Origin of the sequence: Pontibacter mucosus (assembly GCF_003054055.1) — a bacterium.
GTDB lineage: Bacteria > Bacteroidota > Bacteroidia > Cytophagales > Hymenobacteraceae > Pontibacter > Pontibacter mucosus.
The window spans coordinates 393,920-419,497 of the sequence record NZ_QBKI01000006.1; the positions used below are offsets into that span (position 1 = coordinate 393,920).

Sequence of the window (25,578 nt, forward strand, 5' to 3'; positions counted from 1 at the left end):
GGTCAAGGATAAGTGTGGTGCGGGGACTTGTCCAATTCACTGCCTTAGCTGTCTGGTCCGCATTACACTTATACAATGTTAGCGCTTGTTTTCTTTCTTTTTATTGTTTTAAATCCTAGGGATATAAGCACAATTATCAAAGCAATGAAAAATACGCTTGTTGAGATACTTTTTATGACTGAAAACAAATTCGTTACAGTTACATGAGCCTGTGTCAAATTCGGATATATGTTCAGCATTAAGATTATCCCAAAATTCTCTAGATAATCTGCAATTCCGCTAACTATTGGTAGAACACAAAGATAAACATAAGGCGCATTCAACTTGCTGAGTTTGTTGAGAAAAAATCCAATGAGCAAACAATAGGAAAGCCCAAAAAGAAATGGATAAAGCATATCCACGGGTATCTGAGTGGTTAAATAAGTTTCACGCCCCTTCTCTCCAAGCGAGATGAACAACGCGTTCACATAATCCAAGTCATATCCGGTTGGCATCATATCCAACAATTTCATTCCCATCGAGAATTGCATCGTTTTAGGAATTGTAAAGGCTAGCATGTAGACGTAAACCATATTGGTCAGAAGAAAAAGCCCAAAAACCTTTTTGACCGATATGTTCTGTTCTATTAATTTAGTTAATCGTTTCATTTTAATATATGTGCTAACTTCTGGATATACAACAACATACGCCTATCTGCACTATGTACTTAATTGCTACACCCTGCAGGAGCGCTCATTTGCTGGATGGATCTGGTATTGGTGAGTAACAGGCGCAAATATATGTTTAAGCTAACAGAATAGATTACCAGAGATTATCCAGCGGGCTTACAATTTTATCCAAAGCATGGGCAATAGCGTGGGAATACATCTCGGTGGTCTTGGTACTTCTGTAACTCAACAGCACCCGGATGTAGCGCTAGAACTATGCCCTGCTCCAGCAGGTGGGTAGCAAACGGATGGTGTAGCTCCTCAAAGGTGTTGTCGTGCTATTATCGCATTGTACCGCTCCCGGGTCAGCTTCCACAGGTTGACAAGTTGCTCAAAGTTAGAGGCGCCCGGAATGGTAGTATGCTGTTTAACGAGTGTAAACCCAAGTCTTTCTACCGTCTTATTAGGCGCCGGGTTCAGGGCGTAAGGCTCGCAAAAAAGCTGCTGGAGCTTTAAGTTCTCGAAGAAGAAGGGAAGCGACTGTTTCACCAATTCCTGCCCCATCCCTTTCTGCCTGTTTTCCGAGTCCCATAGGTGCAGATGCATGTAGGCCTGCTCCCCGAATACAATCTGATTTACATGCTGACTCCCTACAGGGTGTCCATCCTTTATCCAGGTCAGAAAGTAGGCTTTCCTCTCTTCCATGGGCTGGCCGAGCTGGGGGATGACCAGCTTTTCGAACTGCTCCCGCGTTGGGCGCTTACTGACGTCCACGCCCATACCTTCCAGGTACGCCGGAGAGGCCTCCTCCCAGTAGCGGATGAATTGTTCAATGTCGTCTTCCACCATCTCTCGTACGGAGAGTGCGTTTATTTCTTTCATAAGGAGTGAGCTAGTGAGCTTCTGACCTTGTCTATAGGACATCTTTGACGCCTGATAAGTATGGCCCTTTGCTGATTTTAAGGATTCAATTCTTTAGGGCACTATGTTTGTCACCTATCGTTAGCCTGCTATCGTTAATTCTTCTTCCGGTAGGATTTTAAGATTGAACCCCTTGCGGATAAGCCAAAAGGCCAAGAACATTTCAAAAGCAAAGACCGGGAACGCCAGTAACACTCCCCAAGTGGATATTTGCAGAATGACTCCAAATAGCTCTAAAACGGCTGCTATCAATATACAACCAGCTCCGACCATACCAAAGGCCGCTAGCCTCCTGGGCACTAGTCTCGTTTGATAGAAGACATAACAGTAGAGGAACGTGTTTATGCCGAGCATGAAGTTTGGGCCCAGCATAAAGGTCCAGTCATGAATCGCTTTCAAAATTCCCCCAATGGCTTCAAAGGCGGCGGTATCAGGTGCAGGGCTGCTGGTATACAGCCGGCTGAGCGTTAACAGGGCCAGCACACTTACGATACCCACCAGAATGAAAACCACTTCAAGCAATCGAAAACTTAAATACCCCAATCCCAGGCTTTCGTTGTACCTTCTCAGATATGGGTAAAGCATCAGGCCTGTTCCGGCCGCCGTACAAGCCAGTATTAATTCGGAGACAGCCCCTGCAATAATTTGATTTGAATGGCTGACACCAAGTGTCAGGTAAGCGGAGTTGTTTAAAACAGGATCATATAACCTAAGACCTATTATAGCAGTCACCGTTGCTGTAATAAAAAGTATCCCGGTAATTACTGCGTCTTTTTTTGTACCTGACTTCATGCCTTTTCGTAGGTGTTAATTTTAAGGCAAACGTACAGGTCACATTTCTCGAATAAATTATCTTAAGATAAGATCAGTAAAAAAGCAGCACTAAGCCAGTGTACTACTTTCTTGAAATTCTCTTTCGCATCCTGCTGAGCGAGACGGCCGTGATGCCCAGGTAAGTGGCTATATGGTACAAGGGCACTCTATCGAACAAGTCTGCTCTTGTTTCCAGGAGCTTCAGGTACCGCATTTCAGGATTCAGGTGCTTGAATTGGTCGAAGGAGACCTGATGCTGCACGAGCAGCTCACTGTCCATTTGCATGATCAGCGATGCCAGCTTCGGTAGTCTTTCGATCAGTCTTTTATTCCTTTCTGTTGAACCAACCGCCACTACACAGTCTTCCAGGCAGGACAGATAGTATTCGGAGGGTTGGTTGGTGAGGTAGCTTACCGGCCGTATCGATTGGTTCTCGGTATAAAACTCGGTTGTTCTCTCCTCCCCATCCATGAGGTAATAACTTCTGATGCACCCCTTTAAGATGAAGTAACATTCCTTGGAAAATTCGCCTTCGGAGAGCAAAACCTCCCCTTTGTTATAAGACTTTATCAGGTTCTGCTCTTTGATAATGCTCACCTCCTCTCCGGAAAGCGGTATGTAACTCGTAATGAAGTCTATTATTTCGTTTTCCATGAATCGTCGCCTTCGGGAGGCTATTAAGACAAAATTGAGTGAAGGCTGCTAATTTGAACTAAGGTCAGTCAATATATTTCTTAAATATAGAACTTGCAATGTGTCCGCCAAAGCCAAAGGTATTGCTCATCGCAAAATTCACTGTCCTTCGCTGCGCCTTCCCCAGTGTGAGGTTAAAGTTGTTGGCAAAATCAGGTTCTACCTGTTCTGTGTTGATGGTTGGTGGAATGATGTTCTCCTGAATCGCTTTTATGCAGGCAATGGCCTCAATTGCTCCGGCACCACCGAGTAAATGCCCTGTCATTGATTTGGTTGCACTGATATTGGCATTGGGCTTGATGCCAAATACTTTCTCCATTGCTTTCAGTTCACTCAGATCTCCTGTCGGTGTCGAAGTGGCGTGCGCATTTATATAGTCAATTGCATCCGCATTTATTCCGGCTTCTTCCAATGCAAGTGTCATTCCCAAAACAGCCCCTTCTCCTTCGGGATGGGTACCTGTCAAGTGGTAAGCGTCTCCTGCCAGTCCGCCTCCAACTATTTCGGCAAGAATCACGGCGTTTCTCCTGCTAGCATGTTCATAGCTCTCTAAAATAAGCGCTCCGCCACCTTCACCCAGAACAAAACCGTCTCTTGTCATATCAAAGGGTCTCGAGGCTTTTTCGAAATTCTCATTCAAAGTGGATAAGGCTTTTGAAGCGTTAAATCCGCCTACAGAGCTTTCTGTTATAGAAGCTTCAGAGCCTCCGGCAATGATCATATCGGCTTTCCCCCAACGAATGTAATTGAAAGCATCAATGATGGCGTTGTTACTTGCAGAACAAGCCGATGCTGTAGTATAGGTTACACCTCGCAAACCATACTTGATGGAAATAACGCCCGAAGCAATGTTGACGATCCGTTTCGGAATAAAGAACGGATTGAAGCGAGGCGTCCCGTCACCGCGTTTGAATTCCGAGAACTGCTCTTCAAAAGTAGCAAGCCCGCCATCACCGGCACCCCAAATCACACCTACCCTGTTTCTATTGATGCTTTCAATATCAATCCTGGCGTTTTGTATCGCTTCATCAACTGCAACCAAGGCATATTGAGCAAACAAATCATACTTCCTGATTTCGTTCTTCTCAAATATTTCAGGGCTAAATTTTTTCACTTCACAGGCAAACTTCGTTTTAAACTTTGAAGTGTCGAATTTGGTGATGGGTGAGGCTCCACTAACCCCGTTAACCAAAGAGTGCCAGTACTCCTGAACATTATTCCCAATTGGTGTTACTGCTCCCAACCCGGTTATTACTACTCTTTTCATTATTTCTTGGGGCTTAGTTCCTGTAAAATGGTTTCTTTTACAATGTCAAAATCTTGATCATCGGTAAGTCGTGACAACTGAACGATCGCCAGGATGTTTGTTATCACCATTAATGCTTTTGTTCTTGGAGGAACTTGAAATTCAAATACCTTTTGCTCTTTTCCATCCGCTAAAACATCCGCCACCCAGTTCAGCACACGTTCAGCAAAGTCCTTTAATTCGTTTTTTACAGCATCATCCACCGTATTCAAGTCCGTTGCCAAAGACCCGACCAGGCACACTTTATTATCTGATTTGATTTGGGCATAAATGGACAGGAAACGGTTAAGTTTAACTAACGGGGACTCGCCGGACAGTTCCGCCTTGATCCGCTCCAGGCGTGCAATATGCTCCTTTACTGTGGCCACTCCCAAGTCCGACTTGGTTGGAAAATGATAGTGAATCGAGGCCGTTTTAATGCCTATTTTGTTTGAAATGTCTTTGAAGCTAAAAGCGTTAAAGCCATTGCCTCTAATAAGCTGGTCGGCAGTGTCAATGATAATTTCTCTGGTTGTCATGGATACGAATCTTTTCTGCAAACATACTACCTATTAGTAGGTAGGCAAAACAATTAGCTCATTTTATTAATAGTTGACCTCCACCCGAAAAACTGGACCGCTGTAAAGTAGAGGAAAAGGGCCATGATTCGATATCCGTACCCTCTGAGCACTTTTAATCAATCACTAACGCTGGCTACCTAATTAGTAGCCAGCGTTTTGTATTTAATCCAGAGCCTTTTAATTAAACAAATACTGAAAATGTTTGATTAAAAGGCGCTATTGTTTGATTAAAGTTTGGCGGCTGTTAATTCGAATTGTTATATTTTATATTTTGTTAAACCTCCCTTTTAGAGCCGTTCCAGCCTGCATTCACTATACCCGGCAGCCTCTCTTCCGAAATAATCTTTCCTTTATCTTTCACTACCGTATCTTGAGGGTATCATTTAGATAATTTAACCACACTGATAGAAGTATGTATACTTGCACAAAGACGTTGGTTGGCCTATAGCAGCGATTATAACGAAGCATCATTCATAATACCTTGCCCACTCCAAATTATGCTCCTATGCCCACCATAAGCTTTGAAACAACCATCCACGCACCAGTAGAAGTCTGCTTCGATTTATCCAGAAGCATAGACCTACACGTTCTCTCTACCAAGCATACAGGCGAACAGGCTATCGCAGGCGTAACCTCGGGGCTTATTAGTCTTGGCGAGTCCGTAACATGGAGGGCAAGACATTTTGGGCTTTGGCAGCACCTTACCAGCAGAATCACTGAATTTGAGCGCCCCTACTATTTTGCTGATGAGATGGTAGCAGGTGCGTTCAAGCGGTTCAAACATGAGCACCACTTCCAGAATTTTGGAAAAGGCATTACACTGATGCGGGATGTGTTTGTCTACACATCCCCTTTCGGCACGATAGGTAAAGTTGCTGACACGCTTTTTCTGAAGAAATATATGACCAGTTTGCTTTGGGAGCGCAACAACGTGATAAAGCATTATGCTGAATCCGGACAGTGGGAAAGCCTGTTGCACATCGACAAGTAACTGGTTACCGGATTCAGCAAACTAACTTGAGCCAAGTTACTACACCCTAATGCAGCTTATGGAAGCTATTTAAAGTACACCAGGAAGGTGGTACCTTCGCCCTCCTTGCTTTTTACTTCTATCCTGCCGCCCATAGCCTCCACCATTCCTTTGACGATGAACAGACCAACGCCGGTGCCCTCCACATTGTCATGCACCCTTGCGTAGCGGCTGAAAATACGGTGCTGCTGGTCTTCGGCTATTCCCAAGCCGTTGTCGCTCACTTTCAACAGGATGTCTTCCCCAGACTTCTCCGTAGAGATGGTAACCACAGGTTCGCAGTCCGGCTTTTTATACTTGATCGCATTGGAGAGCAGGTTGTAGACGATACTTCTGATGTTCTTTCGGGAGAAGTTGATTTCTGACTCCCTGACTTTGGTGAAGATTCTGGCGTTGCTCTCCGCTATCTTATCCCTGAGGGCAAGCTTGGCGTCCTCGATGATATTCTCAAAGTTTACACGCTCAGGTGCCTTGGCAAACTCCTTGTCATAGTCAATGTCAGCGAGGTCTTCCACTGTTTTGCGCAGGTTTACCACAGACTCGCTAAGCATGTCGATGATAAGCCTGTTATCCTTTACGTCAGCCGGCGTTTCCTTTAGAATACTTATCAGTCCCTCCATATTGGAAAGCGGACCTTTGATGTCGTGGGAGATGGAATGAATAATGTTCTCATAGTTCCTGTTCAGCCGCTCATACCCATTCAGGATTTGGATGCGGTCGTTGATATCAACGAAGGTGATGATGACTCCGTTTGTTCTGTTCTCCTTCCTGATGATATAAGGGAGGATATTCATCTGGTACCACACCTTATCGGTCGTCTGGATTTCCTTTTCCAGATCCTTGCCAGTCTCAACTACCTCAGTAATGTTCTCAATGATGGTGGGGAAGCGGATGTTATGCGACACTTCGCTGATGTGTTTGCCCAAATCGCTTGCAGAAAGCTTGAAATGCTTCATGGCGGCAGGCGTGTACTTGCGCAGCATCATGTCTGCATCTACAAACAACTGCGGTATAATCGTATTGTTGAAATAGTTCTCCAACTCATCATTCAGCTCGATTAGTATTTCCAGTTGACTTGGCTTCTTAGATGACTTTCCCATGGGTTAAGGCACTTTATTCAGTTTCTGCTTACAGGTGTTTCTATAGTCGAAGGTACCAGAAGCATAGGAACGGATATTAGCTACAAACAGATACCTTATAGGTAACCAGGAAAGAAAGAACAAAGCTGTTTAATAACCTCGGAGTAATGAATACAGTGTCTTAAGGGCCAAAAAAGGAACACCTCTCGTACACCCTTAGTCCAATGCCAGAAACTAAGGCTGCTTATCTGATGCGTCAGACTTGTCGTTAGAAGGTATAGGTAGGTTCCAGTGATAATGGAGCGCTAGCATGCGTAAAGTAAAACACACCCCTAACGCAATAACCGCCACCCAATCACGCGGTATCCAATTCAGGTAATCTCCCAACACTACTATCAAAGCCCCTATCAACGCTGCCAAGGCATAAATCTCTTTTTCCAGGATGATGGGGACACGGTTAAGCAGGATGTCGCGTATAACCCCGCCTCCAACGGCTGTCGTGATTCCGAGCAGCACGGCTACCTCTCCATTGTGGCCAAAATGCAGCGCTTTCTGTGCGCCAGTTACTGCAAACAGTGACAGGCCGACGGCATCAAAAAACAGCACAGGCCGGTTGAGTAGCTGCACGAAGGAGTATAAACCTACAGTCATTCCGGCAGCAATAATGGCTACTACCAGGTACTGCCAGTTTGCCAGGCCAGCGGGCGGAATAACCCCGATACAGAGATCCCGGATAATACCACCGCCACAGGCTACCGTGAAGGCAAGGGCACCTATCCCAAATACGTCAAGGTTGCGTCTTCTAGCGGCGGTTGCCCCGCTTATGGCAAAGGCAAAGGTCCCTGCCATTTCAAGAAAATAATACAGGGAGTGAAGTTTTTCCATTCTGTTTTCCCAGACCAGCTCATTCAAACCAGGCTGCGGCGGCGGTCATCATCGCCTGCAAGCCGGTCTTTAAAGTTGGGTGAATTACTGGTGCAAACCTAGGAGAATGGTTACTTGGTATAGAATTTATTCTATCTTCTTTTTTGGCCGCCAGGAAAGTCTGGGGATCGGTGCCGCCCACAAACCAGAAAACGTACGGTACGTTCCAGTTCCGCCCGAAAATAGAGAAGTCTTCACTGGCCGAGGCAGGCTTGCCCTCGAATGACTTGTCACCAAACTGTGCTTCAAAAGCCGCCGCTACTCTTGCCGTGGCGATGGCATCATTCTCAGTCATCGGGTAACTGACAATTTCGGTTATTTCCGGTTCTCTCGGCGCGTTGGAGGCAGCACATTCGGCGCAGCAGATCCGCTTCACTGCTGACAATATGTGATCCTTCACGCTGTCGTTGAAGGTGCGGATATTCAGTTTAAGCGTGGCATCTTCGGGGATGATGTTTTCTTTGGTGCCGGCCTGCAGGGAACCCACTGTCAGCACAGCATTCTCTATCGGGGCCACCTCCCGGGAAATGATGGTTTGCAGGCGCATGGTGGTAGCAGCGGCCATCACCACCGGGTCAATGGAAGTATGCGGCTGGGAGCCATGCGATCCGCGGCCAAAAAGTTTTATCTTCAGGCTGTTGCCGGCAGAAAGTATAGGGCCGCTGCGATACCTGACCGTGCCTGCCTCCCCCACCATCACGTGCTGGCCAAGGATAATATCCGGCTTGGGGAAACGCTCCACCATACCATCATCTATCATACTTTGGGCGCCCCGGCCGACTTCTTCGCCTGGCTGAAAAACGGCCATCAACATGCCTCTCCACAGGTCACGGTGCTCTGAAAACAGCCTGGCCGCGCCCATCAGCCAGGCTACGTGCAGGTCGTGGCCGCATACATGCGACACCCCTACTTCTACCCCCTCCTCGTCACGGGCTATTTTCGTGCTGGCATAGGGCAATCCCGTTTCTTCGGTAACAGGCAGCGCGTCCATATCCGCCCGAAGCATCACCACAGGGCCTTCGCCATTCTTTAAAATACCTACTACACCGGTTACCCCCACACCCGTTGAAACCTCGAACTGGTATCGGGCCAAATAATCCGCAGCTATCTGGGCTGTCCGGAACTCCTGCATCGATAACTCCGGGTTCTGGTGAATGTCTTTGTAAATCGTTTCCAGTTCGGGGAGCAGCTGCTCTATGGAACTGTCCAGTTTATCATTGAAGTTTTTGATTTGGGTAATCTCCATAACTATCAGGTTAATTCGCGCTAGAGGTTATACTTTGGGTTATTCAATTACTTCCGTTGGCTTGCCCTTCGGGATGGTTATCATGATGGCAACAATGGCCACCACAATCATAAATACGTTAAACAGCAGGCCCATGCCGGCGGCAAAGCGTACGTCCACGTTATCTGTACGGCCCATAAAAAGATCAGCCATTGGCGGTAATCCCTCCATGTTACTAAGGCCGTAAAAGATGGCGGCAGAGATGGCAACGCCAAAAGCAGCTCCCAACGACGAGGCCATCTTATAGATGCCCGAAGCCGAGCCTGCTTTGTCGCCCGGAACATTGCTTAGGGCGGCATCGGTAGAAGGGGTAGCATAAAAACCAAGTCCAATACCGAATAAGGTGAAGCCTATAAATGCGGCGATGATGTATTGGCCAGCCATCAGGAAGGTAAGGCTGGTGAGCATAATACCAAGGCCCGTGATTGCGCAGCCCATCAGCATGGGTTTTCTGGGCCCCATGCGCTGGAGTAGTTTCTCACCTACCCGGATGGTGCTCAGCACAGCCACTAAATACCCGATCGTAACTAAGCCGGACTCCAGCGAAGACAAACCCGCCTCTGCCTGTACGAGCGCAAGCGACACCAGCAGTGTTCCGGCAGCCCCGTTTAGCAGAAAGTTGGACAGCGTTGCTCCTGAGAATGTTTGGTTGCTAAAGAGCGACAGGTCAACAAAGCCGTTCTCGCTCCTCTTTTCTATCTGAAGAAAGATGATGGTGGAAATGACAAAAATAGCGATGCCCGCAAGTACGGCAGGGCTTAACCAGCCAAGACTGGCGCCTTGCCCGATGACGATATTGATGGCCAGCATGGCGATAATAAAGGCTATAAGTCCAGCCCAGTCGAAGGTTTTTTCGTCCGTGTCCGTTGATTTACTTTCCGGAGTTCCTCTTATGAGCAAGTAACTTATAACAGCGACAAGTATAGACAGAATAAAAATCCAACGCCAACCCATGGTAGAGGCTATCAGGCCACCAAATAACGCGCTAAGGCCGGAGCCGCCCCATGATCCGATAGACCAAAAGCTAAGCGCCCGCTGACGCTCTTTCCCTTCGTAATAGGCTTTCATCAGGGCCAGGGTAGCTGGCATAATACATGCGGCTGAAAGCCCCTGCAGGATGCGCCCGGCCAGGAGAAACACCGCAGTACCCGAAGGAGAGATGACAATAAGGATAGAGCCGATAACACTTAGCAGCAAGCCAATGTATGTCAGCTTTACCCTTCCTAAACGGTCGGCCAGGCCGCCGGCTACAACTATAAATATACCCGAGAAAAGCGCTGTGATACTAACAGCCAGGTTGTTCAGGTCGTAGCTGATTCCTAAATCTTCCTGCATTGCCGGAGCAATATTCAGGGTTGTTTGGGCAAAGAGCCAGAAGGTAACAACGGCTAAGACAATTCCTAGAATAAGCCTGTCGGTTCCCCGGTAATTGGCAGTGGTAGCCAGGGTTGGGTTAATAGAAGCCATACGCGCATTGTTATTTCTTATTTAAACGTATTTGGCTTCAAAACAATAGCGGAAAAAGAAAAAACATACTTCTTTTACTCCACTCGCTCTGTTTCCTTATCTGTCTTTTCACCCAGGAATTCCACCCAAGCCTTTTTAATGCAAGGATAGTGTTTGGATGCCTCCACCAGGTTCATAAACCCGACTAAGTTGTCTTCGAACCTTTTGGCTAATGTCTTGTCCTTTAGGCCTCCATCCTCGTCGAAGGCTTCATGGGCCGTAGCCAGTGAAAACATATCCGGGTAAACCCTGGTGCCCAGGTGCTCCAGCGGAATTCTCAGAGACCACAGCCCCCTGTTGCCGCCAGCCATAGACGGAGAGGCGGACATGAGCAGGGCATGGTGCTGGTGGAAGGGCTGTGGGCGAAAGCGGGAAACCCAGTCGATCATGTTCTTCAGGATACCGGGCATGGAGCCGTTATACTCTGGCGCTGCTATGATAAAGGCATCGTTTGCCAGGATACGGTTCCGAAACTCCTGCGCGCCCTCCGGATGATAGTTGTCTACCTCCAGGTCCTGGTTAAAGGAAGGGCAATCAAACTCGCTCATAATTGCAAAGTCGACAGTGCCGCCGTTCTTCCCGATAACTTGTGCCGCTAGTTTTGCCAATCTTGTGTTGATTGAGTTATCTCTCAGGGATGCCGAGAAAATAAGAAAGCTTGTATGGCCTTGCTGGTTAGTATTTTGCTGATCTTCCATCATCCGTTTTATGTAAAACAATCGTAAATTGTCTATTGTGTCAGGATATGCATCGGTTCATTAAGCGTTTCTCTACCATCTATTTGATTCGTTCAGAAGACCTTGTACTTTATACTTTGGCAAACGGTACTTCTGCGTGAGCTATACTTTTAAAGTATGGAACAGGAAGCTTCGGAGCAAGCAGTCAGTCGCTCAAAAAACATCAGGCCTTCTTCCGGGTAAGCTTTACCGATACACCAGCCCACCGTCAATCAGGGGTGCTTGCCCGGTCATGTAATCGGAATCGGGGCCGGCCAGAAAGGAGACGAAGGCAGCCACATCTTCCGGAGTCTCGGCCCGGCCCAGGGCGATGCCCTCTACGTATTTCTTGTAGGTTTCTCCGATAGGCGCTCCCGTAATTTCAGCCATCCTTTTGTCTATCTCTACCCACATATCAGTTCCCACCACGCCAGGGCAATAGGCGTTTACGGTGATGCCATCGCTGGCGAACTCCTTAGCTGCCGCCTGGGTAAGGGCGCGCACGGCAAATTTGGTGGCCGAATAAAGACCCAGCAGGGCAAAACCCTCATGTCCGGCAATGGAGGAGGCACTGATGATCTTGCCCTTCTGTCCGCGCTGCTTAAACTTCTGCGCCGCAGCCTGTATGCCCCACAACACCCCCTGCACATTTACCCGCATCGTTTTATCAAATTCCTCCGGTGTGATGTCAGCAATGGCCTGTATGCTGGCGATGCCTGCATTGTTCACCATGATGTCAAAACTGCCCAGTTCCTTCTCAGCGTATTCAACAGCCGCAAAAACATTATCGCGATCAGACACGTCCGCCTTGAAGGTGACAGCCTGGCTTCCTGCGGCTTTTATCTCGTCTGCGACGGCCTGCATTCCCTCTTCCTTCAGATCCACGACAGCCACCCTGGCTCCATCGTTTGCCAGCCGCAAGGCGATAGCGCGGCCAATGCCCTGCCCGGCTCCGGTAACCAGTGCCACTTTGTTTTCCAGATTCTTCATAATTGCAACTTATTAATGGGTAAATACTATAACCCTAGCCTATTGTGAGTAACGGCCTCAGGCTGGGAATGTTGGGCTTCAAGTGAAAACACCGCCTTCGAAGAATCACAGACTAGCCACCCGATTAAATCTGTCGTAAGAACTATTTATTGATGAGCAGCAGTCAATTTTTTACGTCAAGAATCGGCAGCTCACCCACATGTAACCTATGGTCGGAAATTCTTAAGGCAGAAAGTATGAATCAATTAAAAGGGGTACACCACGTAACTGCCATAACCAGCAGCGCAGAGAAGATATACGAGTTCTTCACGTACACTTTGGGAATGCGTTTAGTGAAGAAAACAGTGAACCAGGATGACATTCAGACCTATCACTTGTTTTTTGCCGATGACAAAGGCAGCGCAGGAACCGATATTACTTTCTTCGACTTTCCGGGTATTCCGAAAGGGGTGCATGGCACCAACGAAATCTCAAGAACCTCCTTACGTGTACCTAGCGACGCGGCATTAGAATATTGGGTAAAGCGTTTTGACCGATTAGGCGTCACACACTCCGGAATTAAAGAGCAATTCGGCAAGAAAACACTTCCTTTTGTTGACTTTGATGAGCAGCAATATCAACTGGTTTCAGATGAACTTGATAAAGGCGTGGCGCCAGGCACACCCTGGCAGAAAGGTCCGGTTCCTGTAGAGTATGCTATTACAGGCCTGGGGCCGGTTTGCATCCAAATTGCGGATTTCGGTTATTTTAAGGAAATGCTGGAGAAAGTACTCCTGTTTAAAGAGACGAAGCAGGAAGGGACATTCCATTTATTTGAGGTAGGGGAAGGCGGAAATGGTGCCTCCATCATTGTAGAGGATAATCCGAATCCACCGCAAGCCCGGCAAGGCTTTGGCACAGTGCACCACGCCGCGTTCCGGGTAGCGGATAGGAAAGTTCTAGATGAATGGACGGAGTGGATGGCTAAGATAGGGATTCCTACCTCAGGATATGTCAACCGCTACTTTTTTGAGTCGCTTTACGTCAGAGTGGCGCCACAAATTCTGTTTGAGTTCGCCACAGACGGACCTGGCTTTATGGGCGATGAACCCTATGAAACGCTGGGGGAAAAGTTATCCCTTCCTCCCTTCCTAGAGCCTAAACGCGCGCAAATAGAAAAGCTGGTCCGCCCGATTGACACCACCAGAAGCACGAAAGAATTCAGTAAGGAGTAAGTATAAAGTATAAATCTCAAGTTGCGAATTACTACTTTGGTGAAGGTGTAAACCCACCCCTTAGAGCTGCGCTCGCTACCTTCGAACTCTCGTTCTCGGTAGTCCACAAGAGGGGATTTTAGCAAAAGAGTAGGTGATTCCCCTCCTCGGAGGGGTTGGGGGTGGGTTAATCGCAATTTGAGCTATAAGGTATAAATCGAAGTATAAACTTGGGCAGAGATTTCTCTAACACGAAAGTATAAATCCAGGTATAAACTCGGGTAGCGGTTTCTCTCCAAAAGTATGGCCCGTTTGAGATGGAAGAAGTATGGCAAGTATAACAACCTGAAATTTAAGCTCCCTGTAAAAAGTATAAAGGCCTCCAGCGCAAATGCGTTGGAGGCCTTCGTTTAAGCGCAGTTTATACTTTTTCTGAACTTATCTAGCGTTGCCTTACTGCAACACCTTCACGGTCGGGGTTTCGGTAGAATTGTTGAGCGGCACAAAGGTAAACATCCATTTCACGGGGTTTTGCCAGTCTTTTCCTTTAAAGCTACCCACCGGAAGTTTCACCAGAACCGTATTCCACCCCTTCTTCACCGGCAAAGCCACTGGCTCCCGGTAAGAATACCCCTCGTCATAGAGCGGCATTTCAGCATTTCCCCTCTGGCCGGCACGTTTCCACTTAGGAGGTGCTATCAGGTTTCCGTTCAGGAAGATGGCGCTATTTCTATTATCCCAGGTTCCTTCGTCCGGTGTGTCGGAGTTGTAGGAACGGGATAAATCCTGGAACCCAACCCAAAAGTGGCCAATTGTGTCTGTCTCGCTCCAGAAACGGGTAGTGGCATACCAGGTGGTATTTTCTTCCGGCTTTTCCAGCACTCCCCTAATGAGCGGAGCCCAGAAATGACGCAGCACTACCGTGCCTCCTACCGCCTCGGCATCAGGTTTTTTAAATTTAAAGTTCTTCTTTTCCGGAGCGAAGGAAGCAGACAAGTTGCCTTTGTTTTTGTAGGGGCCAAAGAGCTGCCAGGAAATATTTGAATTCGCGGCGTAAGGGAAAGCCATATCCGAGAAATGAGTTGCCTGGTGGTCTGTCAGCCTTCCCTCAAATTCCTGAAACTCCTTCACGCGCTCTGCATTATTCACCGGGATATTGGCAATCCAGCCTGGATAACCGCCTCCTTTCCAGCTACGCTCGGCAAAGGCCAAGATGCCGGGGTATACCGGGTTCAGGCGCAGCACGTCCTCCTGCTGCAGCACGTTACGGTCGTTCCATACACAAAGTATAGCACCCAACACATTGCCTCCGCTTGCCACACGGTCCCCCAGTTGCCGGCTGAAGATGGTGTTTACAGCCTCCAGCGGGTCCATGTGGTTGAGGTACAGGTGGCGGGATTCGATGTAGGTATAGTCCGGGTTTACAGGTCCTTCCTGCATCCACAGCTGGCGGTAAGTGGCTTTATCCAGGTTGCCGCCCGGGTCCCAGCCAATCGTTTTCTTGCCGCGCTCGTGCAGCCAGGCCGTTACCTGCGGCAGGAAATCGTGGTTCGTGATCTCCACCTCATCGCCCCCAATATGCACATAAGGCACATCGTAGGTATCGCAGAAGTCGCTGAGAATATTTTTCAGGTAGGACAGTCCTTCTTCGCTTTGCATGTCCACGCCCATAGCCCTGGTAAAGGCGGCGCTATGCCCCGGCATGTCGATTTCCGGTACCAGCGTGATGTGGCGGTCCTTGCAGTACTGGATCAGCTCCTGCATTTCGGCCACTGAGTAATAGGCGCCTTTGTTGCGCGTCATGTGCTCGGGAGCGGTTAGTTGCGGATAACGGGGTATCTCCAGCCTCCAGGCAATGTCCTCGGTCAGGTGAAAGTGGAAGATGTTGAGTTTATACTTGGCCATCACATCTATCTGCTCTTTGAGCATCTCCATCGACTGGAAATTGCGGCCTACATCTACCATATACCCGCGCCACTCATAGGCAGGCCAATCCTGTATTTTGCTACCAAGTATAAAACTACCATCCCGCATCAGTTGGTCCAGGGTCTGTAACCCGTTAAAAATGCCATGCGCCGTGTTTGCCTGTAGCTGCACCTTATCTTCCGTCACCTCTAAAGTATACGCCTCGCTTTCCTGTTGAGGAGCTTTGATGGTGCCGAGCGCCAGTGTTATACTTGGTTCTCCGGGTACTGCCTTTGCTTTAAGCTGTACAGCAATCCCCCGTTCTTTAAGCATAGCTTTAAGCCGCTCTGCTTCCTGCTGCAGCTTAGGGTCCTGCACCACAATGCTGCGGGTCCGGTATAGGGGGAATACCGCATTTGTCCACTCCAGCTGCTGGGGCGCCGGAAGGATGGCCGGCTTTGCCTGCAGGTCGAGTACATGAGGGTATACCAGGTGCTTCCAGAGCATATACCCGTCGCCGCTCAGGTGCAGGCCATCGTTAGTATAGCTGGCTTTGAGCCTTCCGGTGTTATCAGAGAAGGGAGCGTGCAGGTCCAGGTAAGTATAGCCGTACTCCGGCGCCTTTGCCTGAAGCTCGGCGTTCACCTGTTTGATAAGTTCGCGCTTGCTGGTGTGGCCGCCAAATTTTCCGAACTGCTCATTTACCGGCAGAATGCTTTGCACATACAGCCTGGTAGTGGGGCTCTGCTCTTTCAGGTACGAACTTATCCAGTACATATTCTTCAGCAGGCTGTCCGGCGCTACGCCCCGGGCCAGGTCGTTGGTGCCGATTAGCAGGAATACCTTAGCTGGCTTGCGGTTAGCCACCTCGTCGAGGCGGTGCATCACACCGGCAGAAACATCGCCGCTGATGCCACGGTTCTTTAACCTTTTGTCGTCGAACAGTTCGCTCCACTCCCCGCCGTCGCTGATGCTATTGCCCAGGAAGATGATGTCCCCTGACGTATGGGGCAGGCTGCGGAAATGCGTGACGCGCTGGTGGTAGTAGGTAGAGAAGAGGCTGTCGGCCAGTTGCACCGGCTTTACCTGCGCCAAAGTGGCATGGCAAAGTATAAAAAGGAACAGCAGAATAGGAAGCCTACGCATAAGGGTTAGTAATTCAGGGGTTCGCGTTCTACTCATTGTTATTTTCGAGGGTTTTTAAAGCTTTTGCAGTTTCGCCGACGTGCGCACCCAGGAAAGGCAAGCTTTACCTCCTTCTAAGGTGCATTATAACCGACAACATGATGAGAATTGTGGGAAAATACACAATGTTTTCGTTAACGCAAATATTTTATTCACATGGAGCGATGGCGCTGACCTGCATTGCTGCTTTTCTGCGGATAGCTTAAGTTCACAACTGTATTGGCGAGGCTGGCACGGCACTTAAGCTGCGCCGGGAGGCTGCACAAGAAGCAGAAAGTATAAACAGGCCTCTCGGGGAATGGTGATAGATTAAGACGGAAGTGTAGTAAAAAGGCTTCGGCCAAAGTATAAAACGCCTTGTAACAAAAGTTGCAGGGCGGCTTATACTTTAAGGCTATACTTCCAACTCGATAAATGCCGGTAGCGCGTCCTGCTCTAAAGTATAAACCCGCCTTGCAACGCCACCAGCCCCTAAACCGTAAGCCCATACTTAGTATGTAAAGTATAAAAGTGTAGTATGAAGTATATATTCCAGGATTGGGCTGCCAACAAAGGTAATCTGAAAGGGCGGCTCGTAATGGTGCTCTTCCGCTTAGGCCGACCTGCCTCTATCAACAAGTTTTTCCGGATCTTATGGCTCCCCTACCTTGCCTTCTACAAGGTTTTTGTGGAGTGGATTCTGGGCATCGAGCTGCCGCATTGGACGAGTGTTGGCCCGGGCCTCGTGCTGGGGCACGGACAGGCGCTGGTGGTGAACGGCTGCTCGGTTATTGGCAGCAACTGCTTTATCAGGCACTCCACCACCCTGGGCAACATCCGCAAGCCGGATGGCTCCTACTCCGGCTCCCCCATCATCGGCGACAATGTGGAGATCGGCTCCAACGTCTGCATCATCGGGGAGGTGCGCGTAGGCAACAATGTCCGGATCGGCGCCGGTTCAGTGGTGGTGAAAGATGTGCCCGACAATGCCGTGGTGGTAGGCAATCCGGCCCGGGTGGTAAAAATCCTGGAGCCTGTTGACGCTACAAACAAACCGGAGGCACCGGTGCAACCTATAGCAGCGCCTGGCAAGGAAGTAAGTGCTGTAGACGCTTAAAGCCTTATTGCGGTATTTTGGCTACTAACCTGGCAACGCCCTCGCTGATGCGTTTTTGCAGCTTTTCATTATTATCTTCTGGTACCACGCCTTCCGCTGCGCCTTGCCACACCAGTTCGTTACGACTGTTATCCACCAGGTGCAGCGAGAGTGTGCCCTGCTTGTAGCGACCCACTTCCACTTCCCTGCTCTTCCAGGTGTAGCGGCGCTGGCCAACATAGTATGGCGGGTCGGTGAGGATGTTTGTTTCGCGCGTCTGTACTTTCTCGGCCACTACCACACCCAGGTTCACTTTCAGGTCGGGCTGCGAGGCGCTGCGGCTCAGGCCACGCTGCTCCAGCTGGCGGGTTATCTCAGCCTTTACCTGCTCCAGTTGCTGGGAGTAGGGCTCCAGCTCTACCCCGCTTGCCTCTACCTCATAAAAGTCGAAGGTTTTGTAGTTAGCCAGGTGGAACCCCGCATCAGCCTCTGCCTCCAGAATCCGGACGGGTGAACATGCTGCCACCACCAGCCAGCAGAGACACAGAAGTAAGTATACTTTGGAAGTTAGCCTCATCATTAAAAATTGCGTTATACGTTAAAGGGCTATACGCCATACGTTTAGATGCGTTTGTTGCCCAGGGGGTGGCATACCTAAAGTATAAGGCAGCCAGGGTATGGTGAGAGCCCTCTAAATTTCGGGGCGGCAAACGTTGCAAATTTGATTTGGTGGCTGTAATTTGGCATTAAAATCGGGGTGTAGCGTAGCCTGGTATCGCGCCAGCATGGGGTGCTGGAGGTCGTGGGTTCGAATCCCGCCACTCCGACTTTTATAAAAGCCTTCTACTGCATGTAGAAGGCTTTTTTGTTGACGCAAAAGTGACGCTGGTTGGCACAGGATGTTAGGCAAAATAGGCTAAACAAACACTGGAAGCCGCTTTTTTTCATCTCTAGGCTCTTAAGCGTAAAGCTTTTTATCCCACCGCGCTCTTGGTAGCATCACTACCTAAATCTAGAAGTCAATTGTGTCTCCTACTTCACTTCCGGCGAGGCTGGTTACCTATCTGCTCAACCCAACCTGTATTAATTCAAAAGCAACATTGACAAATCCTATACTACATCGTACATAATATAACCCGGTGCAGTTCAGATTACTTAAAGTACAGTTGTTATGAAAAAATTATCACTGCTTGTCATTTCGCTTTTATTAATTCATTCATCAATGGCACAAAATTACTTAGACGCTATAGCATCAGACCCAACCAAAATGGGTTGGATGAAAGGTTTTCCGCCCAAGAAAGATAGCATCATATCTGCGATAGATGGCAGTTTCTTCGAATTCCCTGCCTTGCGTTACAGCGTGTGTCATATGCGGCAATTTTTTCCGTCCACGGTAGTTCGATCAGCTGAAAATAATCGCTTTAATTTTGAGTCAGCCCTTGACAAAGAATTGGATAAAGTAAAGTTTACCCCTCTGGGTAGCAAGGAGGATATAACTTGGCAAGAGTCATTGATGAAGGTGTATACGGACGGGATTATCATTCTGCATAAAGGAAAAATTGTGTATGAAAGATACTTCGGAGCGTTAAAACCAAATGGTGTCCACACGGTGATGTCGGTTAGCAAAACCTTTACGGGTACGTTAGGCGCTTTACTAATTGCAGAGGGGGTTCTGGTAGAAAACAAAACAGCCGCAGAGTATGTGCCTGAACTTAAAAGTTCTGCTTTTGGCGACGCAACCGTTCGCCAAATCCTGGACATGACGACAGCACTACAGTACAGCGAAGACTACGCTGACCCTAATGCAGATGTATGGATCTTTTCGGCTGCCGGAAATCCTTTCCCCAAACCGCCCGGATACACTGGCCCTCAGAACTACTATGAATATCTCCAGACCGTTAAAAAAAGTGGCAATCACGGAGAATCTTTCGGTTACAAAACTATCAATACCGATGCCATGGGCTGGATTATCAGCCGCGTTACAGGGAAAAGCATTCCGGAATTACTCTCAGAAAGAATCTGGGAACCGCTTGGGACCCACGTCGACGGGTATTACCTGGTAGATGGAGCTGGTATTGCCTTCGCAGGCGGAGGACTGAGTGCTAATTTACGCGATCTGGCCATGTTCGGCGAGATGATACGCAACAACGGCTTTTTCAACGGGAAGCAAATACTTCCATCCAAAGTCATCGACGATATCAAAGTTGGGGGTAGCCAGGAGGCATTTGAAAAAGCTGGCTATACTAACCTGAAGAACTGGAGTTACCGGAACATGTGGTGGATCACCGAGAATGAAAACGGTGCATTCAGCGCGCGGGGCGTTCACGGACAGGTGATCTACATCGATCCCAAGGCGCAAATGGTTATCGTGAGGCTCGCTTCGCACCCGGTAGCGGGAAATCAGGCAAACGATCCTTATTCGTTGCCCGCGTACAACGCGTTGGCAAAATATTTTATAAGTAAGAAATAGAGGAAGGAGGCGTTTTGCTGCTAAGGTATATTATACTCCTTTCTAAGCACTTTTAGAGATAATAGTACTCTACTCACAAAACCGGCCTAATACACAGCACGAGCCAGCTCCCACCATAGCACCTTTAACAACTAACATTTAGGTTAGTGGATACGTAAACCATCCACTTTATATTTTCAGCAAGTATAAATCAGAAGAGAAGAACGTAGGCAGTTGGTCCCTATAAAGTATAAACTGTAGTACTAGAGAGCCTCTGCTTGCTGTGATGCGGCTTTAAATAATGCAGCCCTTACGGATGCACGTAGTGGTTCATAGGTATTCTAGCTGTACTAGCTTTACTCCACCAGCACCATACGCCCGCTCCTGCTGCTCTACTACGCCTTCAGGCTTATACTTACTTTTATCGCCCGGCTCCGTAAGTATGGAGCTAAATGGAAGATATATGTGACAAAGTATAGGGAAACGCTTATTTCTCTATGTATCTTTAAGCTTAACATTCAAACGAGGTTTCAAACGCCCACCCTAAACCATCATGGACAACACATTAGCGCAGGTACTACAAAACAACAAACAGAAAATCCTGGAAATCTGGATGCAGAACCAACTGGCGGACGTATCGCTGCGGGACGATTTGATCTCCAACGAAGAGTTACGCCGCCAGTCGGAGGAGATGCTCAGTGGCCTGGGACGCGCTGCTGCAAACGGCAACACCGATAATGTGCATGCCCCGGAGTATGAGCAGGTAACTGAGATACTGAGCGATATTTCCATTACCCGCGCCCGCCAGGGCTTTTCTCCCCGCGAAACGGGCATGTACGTGCTCAGCCTGAAGAAAGCCATCAGCCAGGTGCTGGAGGAGAACTACAACACCCAGCCGGATGTGCTTTATAAGTCGCTCCTCACGCTCACCAACCTGATCGACAGCCTGAGCATCGTTACCTTCGAAACCTACATCAAAGGCCGCGAGGAGGTTATTCTCCGGCAGACGGATGAGATAAACGAAATCTCAACCCCGGTTATCCGCGTGTGGGAAGGCATCCTGGCGCTCCCGATTATTGGTACGCTGGACAGCGCCCGTACCCAGACTGTTATGGAGAACCTATTGCAGGAGATCGTAAACACCGGCAGCAGCATCGCCATCCTCGATATTTCCGGCGTGCCTGCCGTAGACTCGCTGGTGGCCCAGCACCTGATCAAAACCGTTAGCGCCACCCGCCTGATGGGCGCCGAGTGCATCATCAGCGGCATCCGCGCCGAGATAGCCCAAACCATCGTGCACCTGGGCATCGACCTCTCCAACATCAAGACTAAAGCCTCACTGGCAAGTGCATTGCAACTGGCATTTAGCATGCGCAACGTGGAAGTACGAAATTTGAACAAAAACAAAGGCCTAAACCTGAGCCGATAGATTAGCATGGAGAGAATTCCAATCCTGAAAATGGGCCCTTTCCTGCTTGTAACCATACAAGTAGACCTGTACGACCGTCTTGCCCTGAACCTGGAAAGTGACCTGATCAACATGGTCAGTAAAACAGGCGCAAGAGGAGTACTCATTGATATATCTGCCGTAAGCATAGTAGACTCCTTTATGGGGCGCATTCTGGGCAATATTGCCTCTATGTCTCGCATTATGGATGCTGAAACCGTGGTAGTGGGCATGCAGCCTGCCGTGGCCATCACTTTAGTTGAACTGGGCCTTACCCTGCAGGGTGTTCACACCGCCCTGGACGTTGAGAAAGGGATGGGACTGTTGTACGAAAAGATGGACATTGCGGAACATCCTGAGCAAGACGAGGAGGAGGACCAGGATGATAGTAATGACTAAAGACACGATGCAGATCGTGCGGGAGCAGGATGTAGTACCGTTTCGGAACCGGGTAAGGGAGCTTAGCACCAAGATAGGCATGAGCCTGGTAAACCAAACGAAACTCATAACCGCTGCCAGCGAGCTCGTGCGTAACATGCTCAAGTATGCCAACGGCGGCAAGGTGCTGCTGGAGACCATCAGCAAAAACGCGCAGGCAGGCATCCGGCTAACCTTTACAGATGAGGGCCCGGGCATAGCCGATGTGCAGCAAGCCATGCGCGATGGCTTTTCGACGGGCAAAAGCCTGGGGCTTGGCCTGCCTGGCGCGAAGCGGCTTGTAAATGAGTTTGACATTAAAAGTACGGTAGGGCAAGGCACTACGGTAACAATAATACACTGGAAGCATGGACGTTAAACAACACCAGCGCTTTCTGATACCAGATAAATCGTATGCCAGTATTGCAAAGCGGGAAGTAACACGTATCGCTGAAGGCATTGGCATGTCTGCCAACGGGGTAGGAAAGCTGAACATTGTGGTGGCAGAAATGGCCTCCAACCTCTCGAAGCACGCAGCCCTGGGTGGCGAGCTGCTGGTGCGCGTGCTGGGCGCCCCACAGCCAGGCATCGAGGTAATCTGCCTCGACAGCGGCCCCGGCATGGCAGACCCCTCCAAAATGCAGGAGGACGGCGTATCTACCCTCGGTACAGCCGGAGAAGGCCTTGGGGCCATTAAAAGACAGTCCGATGTATTCGATTTATACTCCCAGCAGAGCGTAGGCACGGTTATACTCTCCAGGATATTCCTCAACAATAAAACCACACCCGGCGCTCAGGCTGCCAGCCACTACGATGTAGGCTACGTGCTGGTACCAAAGCCCAAAGAAACCTTATGCGGCGACGGGCTGGCGATACTGGAGCACGAGAAAGGCGTCTACCTGCTTGCCCTGGATGGGCTGGGTCACGGCGCCAGCGCCCACGAGGCATCGCAGCTGGCGGTACAGGTCTTCACCTCCTCCCCCGCCCTGCTACCGGCCGACGCGCTCCGCAACATCCACCAAAGTATAAAACGCACCCGTGGGGCAGTGGGCATTGCGGCCAACATCAGCACCCGGAGCAACAGGCTCAGTTACTGCGGCATAGGCAACATAGCGGGTAAGCTTTACGGCCCTGATGGCTCCTATGGCAGCAGCTCTTACAAGAACATCATCTCCTATAACGGCATCCTTGGCCATAACATCCCCACTACCCTGAACAGTCAGGAACTGGAGTGGGGGCGACACCGTATGCTGATACTGCACTCCGACGGGCTAAAGTCGAGGTGGGACCTGAGCAAGTACCAGGCCCTGAACCGCCACCTGCCCTCTACCATTGCCGCCCTGCTTTATAAAGACCACAGCCGCCAAACCGATGATGCGCTCGTGGTGGTTTGCCGCAGTAAACCGTAATCCGTTATGCCACAAAACATACTCAAAATAGAGATTAACAATGAGCTGGACGTGGTGCTGGCTTACAAGCGGGCCATGCAGCTATCCGAGCGGCTGGGGATGCAACAGGCCAACCAAACCAAGTTTGCCACGGCAGTATCTGAAATTTGCCGCAATGTGGTGGAGTATGTGGGCAGTGGCAGCATACAGTACAGCCTCACCGAAGTAGCAGGCCGGCGCTACCTGGAGGCATTGGTTTCAGACAGGGGGCGGGGCATAGGCAACCTGGATGACATCCTGAAACGCACAGACCTTGTGGCGTACAACAACCGTGGCACCGGCATTCTTAATTCCAGAAAGCTGGTGGACCTGTTCGAGATCGAGAGCGACTTTGAGCGGGGCACGCGTGTGAGGTTATCTAAAAGCCTGCCACCATCGGGCCCTGCCATCGGCCGGGATATACTACGGCACTGGATACAGGAGTTTGAGCACGAAGCCGTTATTTCGCCCTACGCCGAGATAAAGAGGCAGAACATGCAGTTGCTGGAGGTGCTCGAGCAGCTGCGCATGCGCAACCTGGAGGCCGAGCAGCAGCTGCAGGAAATCCGCCGCCTGAACACACAGCTGCAGCAGTCGAACCAGGAGATTAACAAGTTATTGGACGATAGGGAGAAGCAGAACCTGAAGCTGCAGGACATCAACCAGAACCTCGATGCCTTTGCCCACACCGTGTCCCATGACCTGCGCGCGCCGCTGCAGAACATAAACGGCATTGCCACCGCCCTGGAAGCCTGCCTGAAGGCCGGGCAACTGGAGGAGGCGGCCTTTGTCTTTCCGATGCTGCGGCAACAGACCCAAAAAATGGATCGCCTCATTACAAGTATACTTGCCTACTCGCTGGCGGGCCATGGCAACCTGCCCAAAAAAGCCCTCGACCTGCAGGTACTGCTGCACCAGGTCATCGCATCGCTTAATGTGCCGGCCACCTTCCGGATAGAAATTCAGGAGAACCTGCCAGTGCTATACACCCAGGAGGTATACCTATACCAGGTTTTCAGCAACCTGATCAGCAACGCCGTGAAGTACCACGATAGACCGGAGCAGGCCCTTTTGCAAATAGGCTACGATCCGAAACCGGACTTCCTATACTTTACGGTGGAGGATAACGGACCGGGCATACCAGCTGATAAACACGGGCAGCTTTTTAACATGTATGAAATGGGGCACTCCTTCCCGCGGGAGGATAGCTCCGGGCTGGGCCTGTCTATTGTGCGAAAGCTGGTGCAGGAGAAGGGCGGTAGTATATGGGTAGAGTCGTCGGGGCGTGGCTGCCGCTTTACCTTTACCTGGCCAAGGCGGGACCTGATACTGGAGGAATAAGAAGAGGTGCTATTTGGCCAGCACCTCTTTCTATTTTCTCTTCTTGAAGAATTCCGTCATTATCTCATCCACGTCATACTTGGTGAGGGCTTTGGAGAAATGCTTCTTCACCTTTGAGTAAGACTTCAGCCGCTCCAGGTCGTAAAAGCTGGCCGAGGAAGTAAGCATAAGTATGATAATCGGATCCACTTCCTCCTGCGCCACCTGGTGGTACTTGTCCAGGAAAGCGAACCCATCCATCACGGGCATCTTGATGTCCAGAAAAATGAGTTCCGGAATTTTATACTTCCCTTCATTGCCCGGCTGCTTCGCCTTGCTAAGATACTCCAACGCTTCCTGCCCGTTCTTTAGAGCCAGTACCGTTTTGGCTACCTGCATCTCCCGAAGCAAACGCTCGTTCAGGTAATTTGTGGTGTCATCATCATCCACCAACAACACCAAATCCAACGGATAATTATAAGACTTAACCAAGCTACTCATTGTGCCTTATGTCCCCCCAAAGTTTAATCTCTCCCCGGCTTATACTGTTGCCATGGAAGGATTTGTTTACCACACGCGAATATCGCATTAGTGTAGAAGCTATCTCAAAAATAGGAATTAGGTTTTAGATTCTCTTGTTAGTTGCTCATGGAGCTAACCAATGAGCAGTGGGAAAGGATACAGGATCT

24 protein-coding genes and 1 tRNA gene are annotated in these 25,578 nt (G+C 49.4%); 10 read left to right on the forward strand and 15 right to left on the reverse strand.

The window, feature by feature from the left end; translation table 11 throughout:
• Window positions 1-68: 68 nt before the first annotated feature.
• From C8N40_RS13900 to C8N40_RS13925, 6 genes are all read right to left on the reverse strand, one after another.
• Window positions 69-647 carry a hypothetical protein gene (locus C8N40_RS13900; protein ID WP_108212366.1) on the reverse strand — a complete coding sequence of 193 codons (579 nt, stop codon included), beginning with the start codon at window positions 645-647 and terminating at the stop codon, window positions 69-71.
• Window positions 648-968: 321 nt separating this feature from the next.
• Window positions 969-1,529, reverse strand: coding sequence for a GNAT family N-acetyltransferase (locus C8N40_RS13905; RefSeq protein ID WP_108212410.1), 561 nt, complete (start codon window positions 1,527-1,529; stop codon window positions 969-971).
• Between the two features lie 120 nt (window positions 1,530-1,649).
• On the reverse strand, window positions 1,650-2,360 hold the full coding sequence (locus tag C8N40_RS13910) for a DUF4386 domain-containing protein (protein WP_108212367.1): 711 nt from the start codon (window positions 2,358-2,360) through the stop codon (window positions 1,650-1,652).
• Window positions 2,361-2,463: 103 nt separating this feature from the next.
• Window positions 2,464-3,036, reverse strand: a complete 573-nt coding sequence (locus C8N40_RS13915; RefSeq protein ID WP_108212368.1) for a Crp/Fnr family transcriptional regulator — start codon at window positions 3,034-3,036, stop codon at window positions 2,464-2,466.
• Between the two features lie 64 nt (window positions 3,037-3,100).
• Window positions 3,101-4,342: a beta-ketoacyl-ACP synthase II gene (fabF, locus tag C8N40_RS13920; RefSeq protein WP_108212369.1), complete on the reverse strand. Its 1,242-nt coding sequence runs from the start codon at window positions 4,340-4,342 to the stop codon at window positions 3,101-3,103.
• On the reverse strand, window positions 4,342-4,899 hold the full coding sequence (locus C8N40_RS13925) for a TetR/AcrR family transcriptional regulator (RefSeq protein ID WP_108212370.1): 558 nt from the start codon (window positions 4,897-4,899) through the stop codon (window positions 4,342-4,344). The genes fabF and C8N40_RS13925 overlap by 1 nt, the downstream gene beginning before the upstream one ends.
• A 547-nt stretch (window positions 4,900-5,446) precedes the next feature.
• Between C8N40_RS13925 and C8N40_RS13930 the strand changes: the two genes are divergently transcribed.
• Window positions 5,447-5,932, forward strand: coding sequence for an SRPBCC family protein (locus tag C8N40_RS13930; RefSeq protein WP_108212371.1), 486 nt, complete (start codon window positions 5,447-5,449; stop codon window positions 5,930-5,932).
• Between the two features lie 65 nt (window positions 5,933-5,997).
• Here the strand turns inward: C8N40_RS13930 and C8N40_RS13935 are convergent, their stop codons facing one another.
• The 6 genes from C8N40_RS13935 to C8N40_RS13960 all read right to left on the reverse strand — a co-directional run bounded on the left by C8N40_RS13935 (window position 5,998) and on the right by C8N40_RS13960 (window position 12,471).
• A complete protein-coding gene (locus C8N40_RS13935) occupies window positions 5,998-7,071 on the reverse strand; it encodes a sensor histidine kinase (RefSeq protein WP_108212372.1) in 1,074 nt (357 codons plus the stop codon).
• A gap of 213 nt (window positions 7,072-7,284) precedes the next feature.
• On the reverse strand, window positions 7,285-7,935 hold the full coding sequence (locus C8N40_RS13940; protein ID WP_108212373.1) for a trimeric intracellular cation channel family protein: 651 nt from the start codon (window positions 7,933-7,935) through the stop codon (window positions 7,285-7,287).
• Between the two features lie 19 nt (window positions 7,936-7,954).
• Complete coding sequence (locus C8N40_RS13945; protein WP_108212374.1) at window positions 7,955-9,220, reverse strand: amidohydrolase; 1,266 nt, start codon at window positions 9,218-9,220, stop codon at window positions 7,955-7,957.
• Between the two features lie 39 nt (window positions 9,221-9,259).
• The gene (locus C8N40_RS13950; protein ID WP_108212375.1) at window positions 9,260-10,726 is read right to left on the reverse strand and encodes an MFS transporter; all 1,467 of its coding nucleotides are present in this window, start codon (window positions 10,724-10,726) and stop codon (window positions 9,260-9,262) included.
• A 74-nt stretch (window positions 10,727-10,800) separates the two neighbouring features.
• A complete protein-coding gene (locus C8N40_RS13955; protein ID WP_342749974.1) occupies window positions 10,801-11,466 on the reverse strand; it encodes an NADPH-dependent FMN reductase in 666 nt (221 codons plus the stop codon).
• Between the two features lie 222 nt (window positions 11,467-11,688).
• Entirely contained in the window at window positions 11,689-12,471 is a 783-nt protein-coding gene (locus C8N40_RS13960) for an acetoin reductase (RefSeq protein ID WP_108212376.1), read from the reverse strand.
• 236 nt (window positions 12,472-12,707) lie between these two features.
• Between C8N40_RS13960 and C8N40_RS13965 the strand changes: the two genes are divergently transcribed.
• Entirely contained in the window at window positions 12,708-13,685 is a 978-nt protein-coding gene (locus C8N40_RS13965) for a ring-cleaving dioxygenase (protein WP_108212377.1), read from the forward strand.
• Between the two features lie 432 nt (window positions 13,686-14,117).
• Here C8N40_RS13965 and C8N40_RS13970 read toward each other — a convergent pair whose 3' ends face one another.
• Entirely contained in the window at window positions 14,118-16,715 is a 2,598-nt protein-coding gene (locus C8N40_RS13970) for a family 20 glycosylhydrolase (protein ID WP_170114109.1), read from the reverse strand.
• A gap of 556 nt (window positions 16,716-17,271) precedes the next feature.
• Between C8N40_RS13970 and C8N40_RS13975 the strand changes: the two genes are divergently transcribed.
• Complete coding sequence (locus C8N40_RS13975) at window positions 17,272-17,850, forward strand: serine acetyltransferase (protein ID WP_108212379.1); 579 nt, start codon at window positions 17,272-17,274, stop codon at window positions 17,848-17,850.
• A 4-nt stretch (window positions 17,851-17,854) separates the two neighbouring features.
• Here the strand turns inward: C8N40_RS13975 and C8N40_RS13980 are convergent, their stop codons facing one another.
• A complete protein-coding gene (locus C8N40_RS13980; protein ID WP_245905124.1) occupies window positions 17,855-18,409 on the reverse strand; it encodes a DUF4136 domain-containing protein in 555 nt (184 codons plus the stop codon).
• A 173-nt stretch (window positions 18,410-18,582) separates the two neighbouring features.
• Between C8N40_RS13980 and C8N40_RS13985 the strand changes: the two genes are divergently transcribed.
• The 7 genes from C8N40_RS13985 to C8N40_RS14015 all read left to right on the forward strand — a co-directional run bounded on the left by C8N40_RS13985 (window position 18,583) and on the right by C8N40_RS14015 (window position 24,910).
• Window positions 18,583-18,656, forward strand: a tRNA-Pro gene (locus tag C8N40_RS13985).
• Window positions 18,657-19,000: 344 nt separating this feature from the next.
• Complete coding sequence (locus tag C8N40_RS13990; RefSeq protein WP_108212380.1) at window positions 19,001-20,299, forward strand: serine hydrolase domain-containing protein; 1,299 nt, start codon at window positions 19,001-19,003, stop codon at window positions 20,297-20,299.
• A 532-nt stretch (window positions 20,300-20,831) separates the two neighbouring features.
• Window positions 20,832-21,707, forward strand: coding sequence for an STAS domain-containing protein (locus tag C8N40_RS13995; RefSeq protein WP_108212381.1), 876 nt, complete (start codon window positions 20,832-20,834; stop codon window positions 21,705-21,707).
• 6 nt (window positions 21,708-21,713) lie between these two features.
• Complete coding sequence (locus C8N40_RS14000; protein WP_108212382.1) at window positions 21,714-22,124, forward strand: STAS domain-containing protein; 411 nt, start codon at window positions 21,714-21,716, stop codon at window positions 22,122-22,124.
• A complete protein-coding gene (locus tag C8N40_RS14005; protein WP_092099263.1) occupies window positions 22,117-22,521 on the forward strand; it encodes an anti-sigma regulatory factor in 405 nt (134 codons plus the stop codon). The genes C8N40_RS14000 and C8N40_RS14005 overlap by 8 nt, the downstream gene beginning before the upstream one ends.
• A complete protein-coding gene (locus C8N40_RS14010; RefSeq protein WP_108212383.1) occupies window positions 22,511-23,551 on the forward strand; it encodes an ATP-binding protein in 1,041 nt (346 codons plus the stop codon). The genes C8N40_RS14005 and C8N40_RS14010 overlap by 11 nt, the downstream gene beginning before the upstream one ends.
• 6 nt (window positions 23,552-23,557) lie before the next feature.
• The gene (locus C8N40_RS14015; RefSeq protein WP_108212384.1) at window positions 23,558-24,910 is read left to right on the forward strand and encodes a sensor histidine kinase; all 1,353 of its coding nucleotides are present in this window, start codon (window positions 23,558-23,560) and stop codon (window positions 24,908-24,910) included.
• A gap of 30 nt (window positions 24,911-24,940) precedes the next feature.
• Here the strand turns inward: C8N40_RS14015 and C8N40_RS14020 are convergent, their stop codons facing one another.
• Window positions 24,941-25,390 carry a response regulator gene (locus tag C8N40_RS14020; RefSeq protein ID WP_108212385.1) on the reverse strand — a complete coding sequence of 150 codons (450 nt, stop codon included), beginning with the start codon at window positions 25,388-25,390 and terminating at the stop codon, window positions 24,941-24,943.
• Window positions 25,391-25,578: the final 188 nt, after the last annotated feature.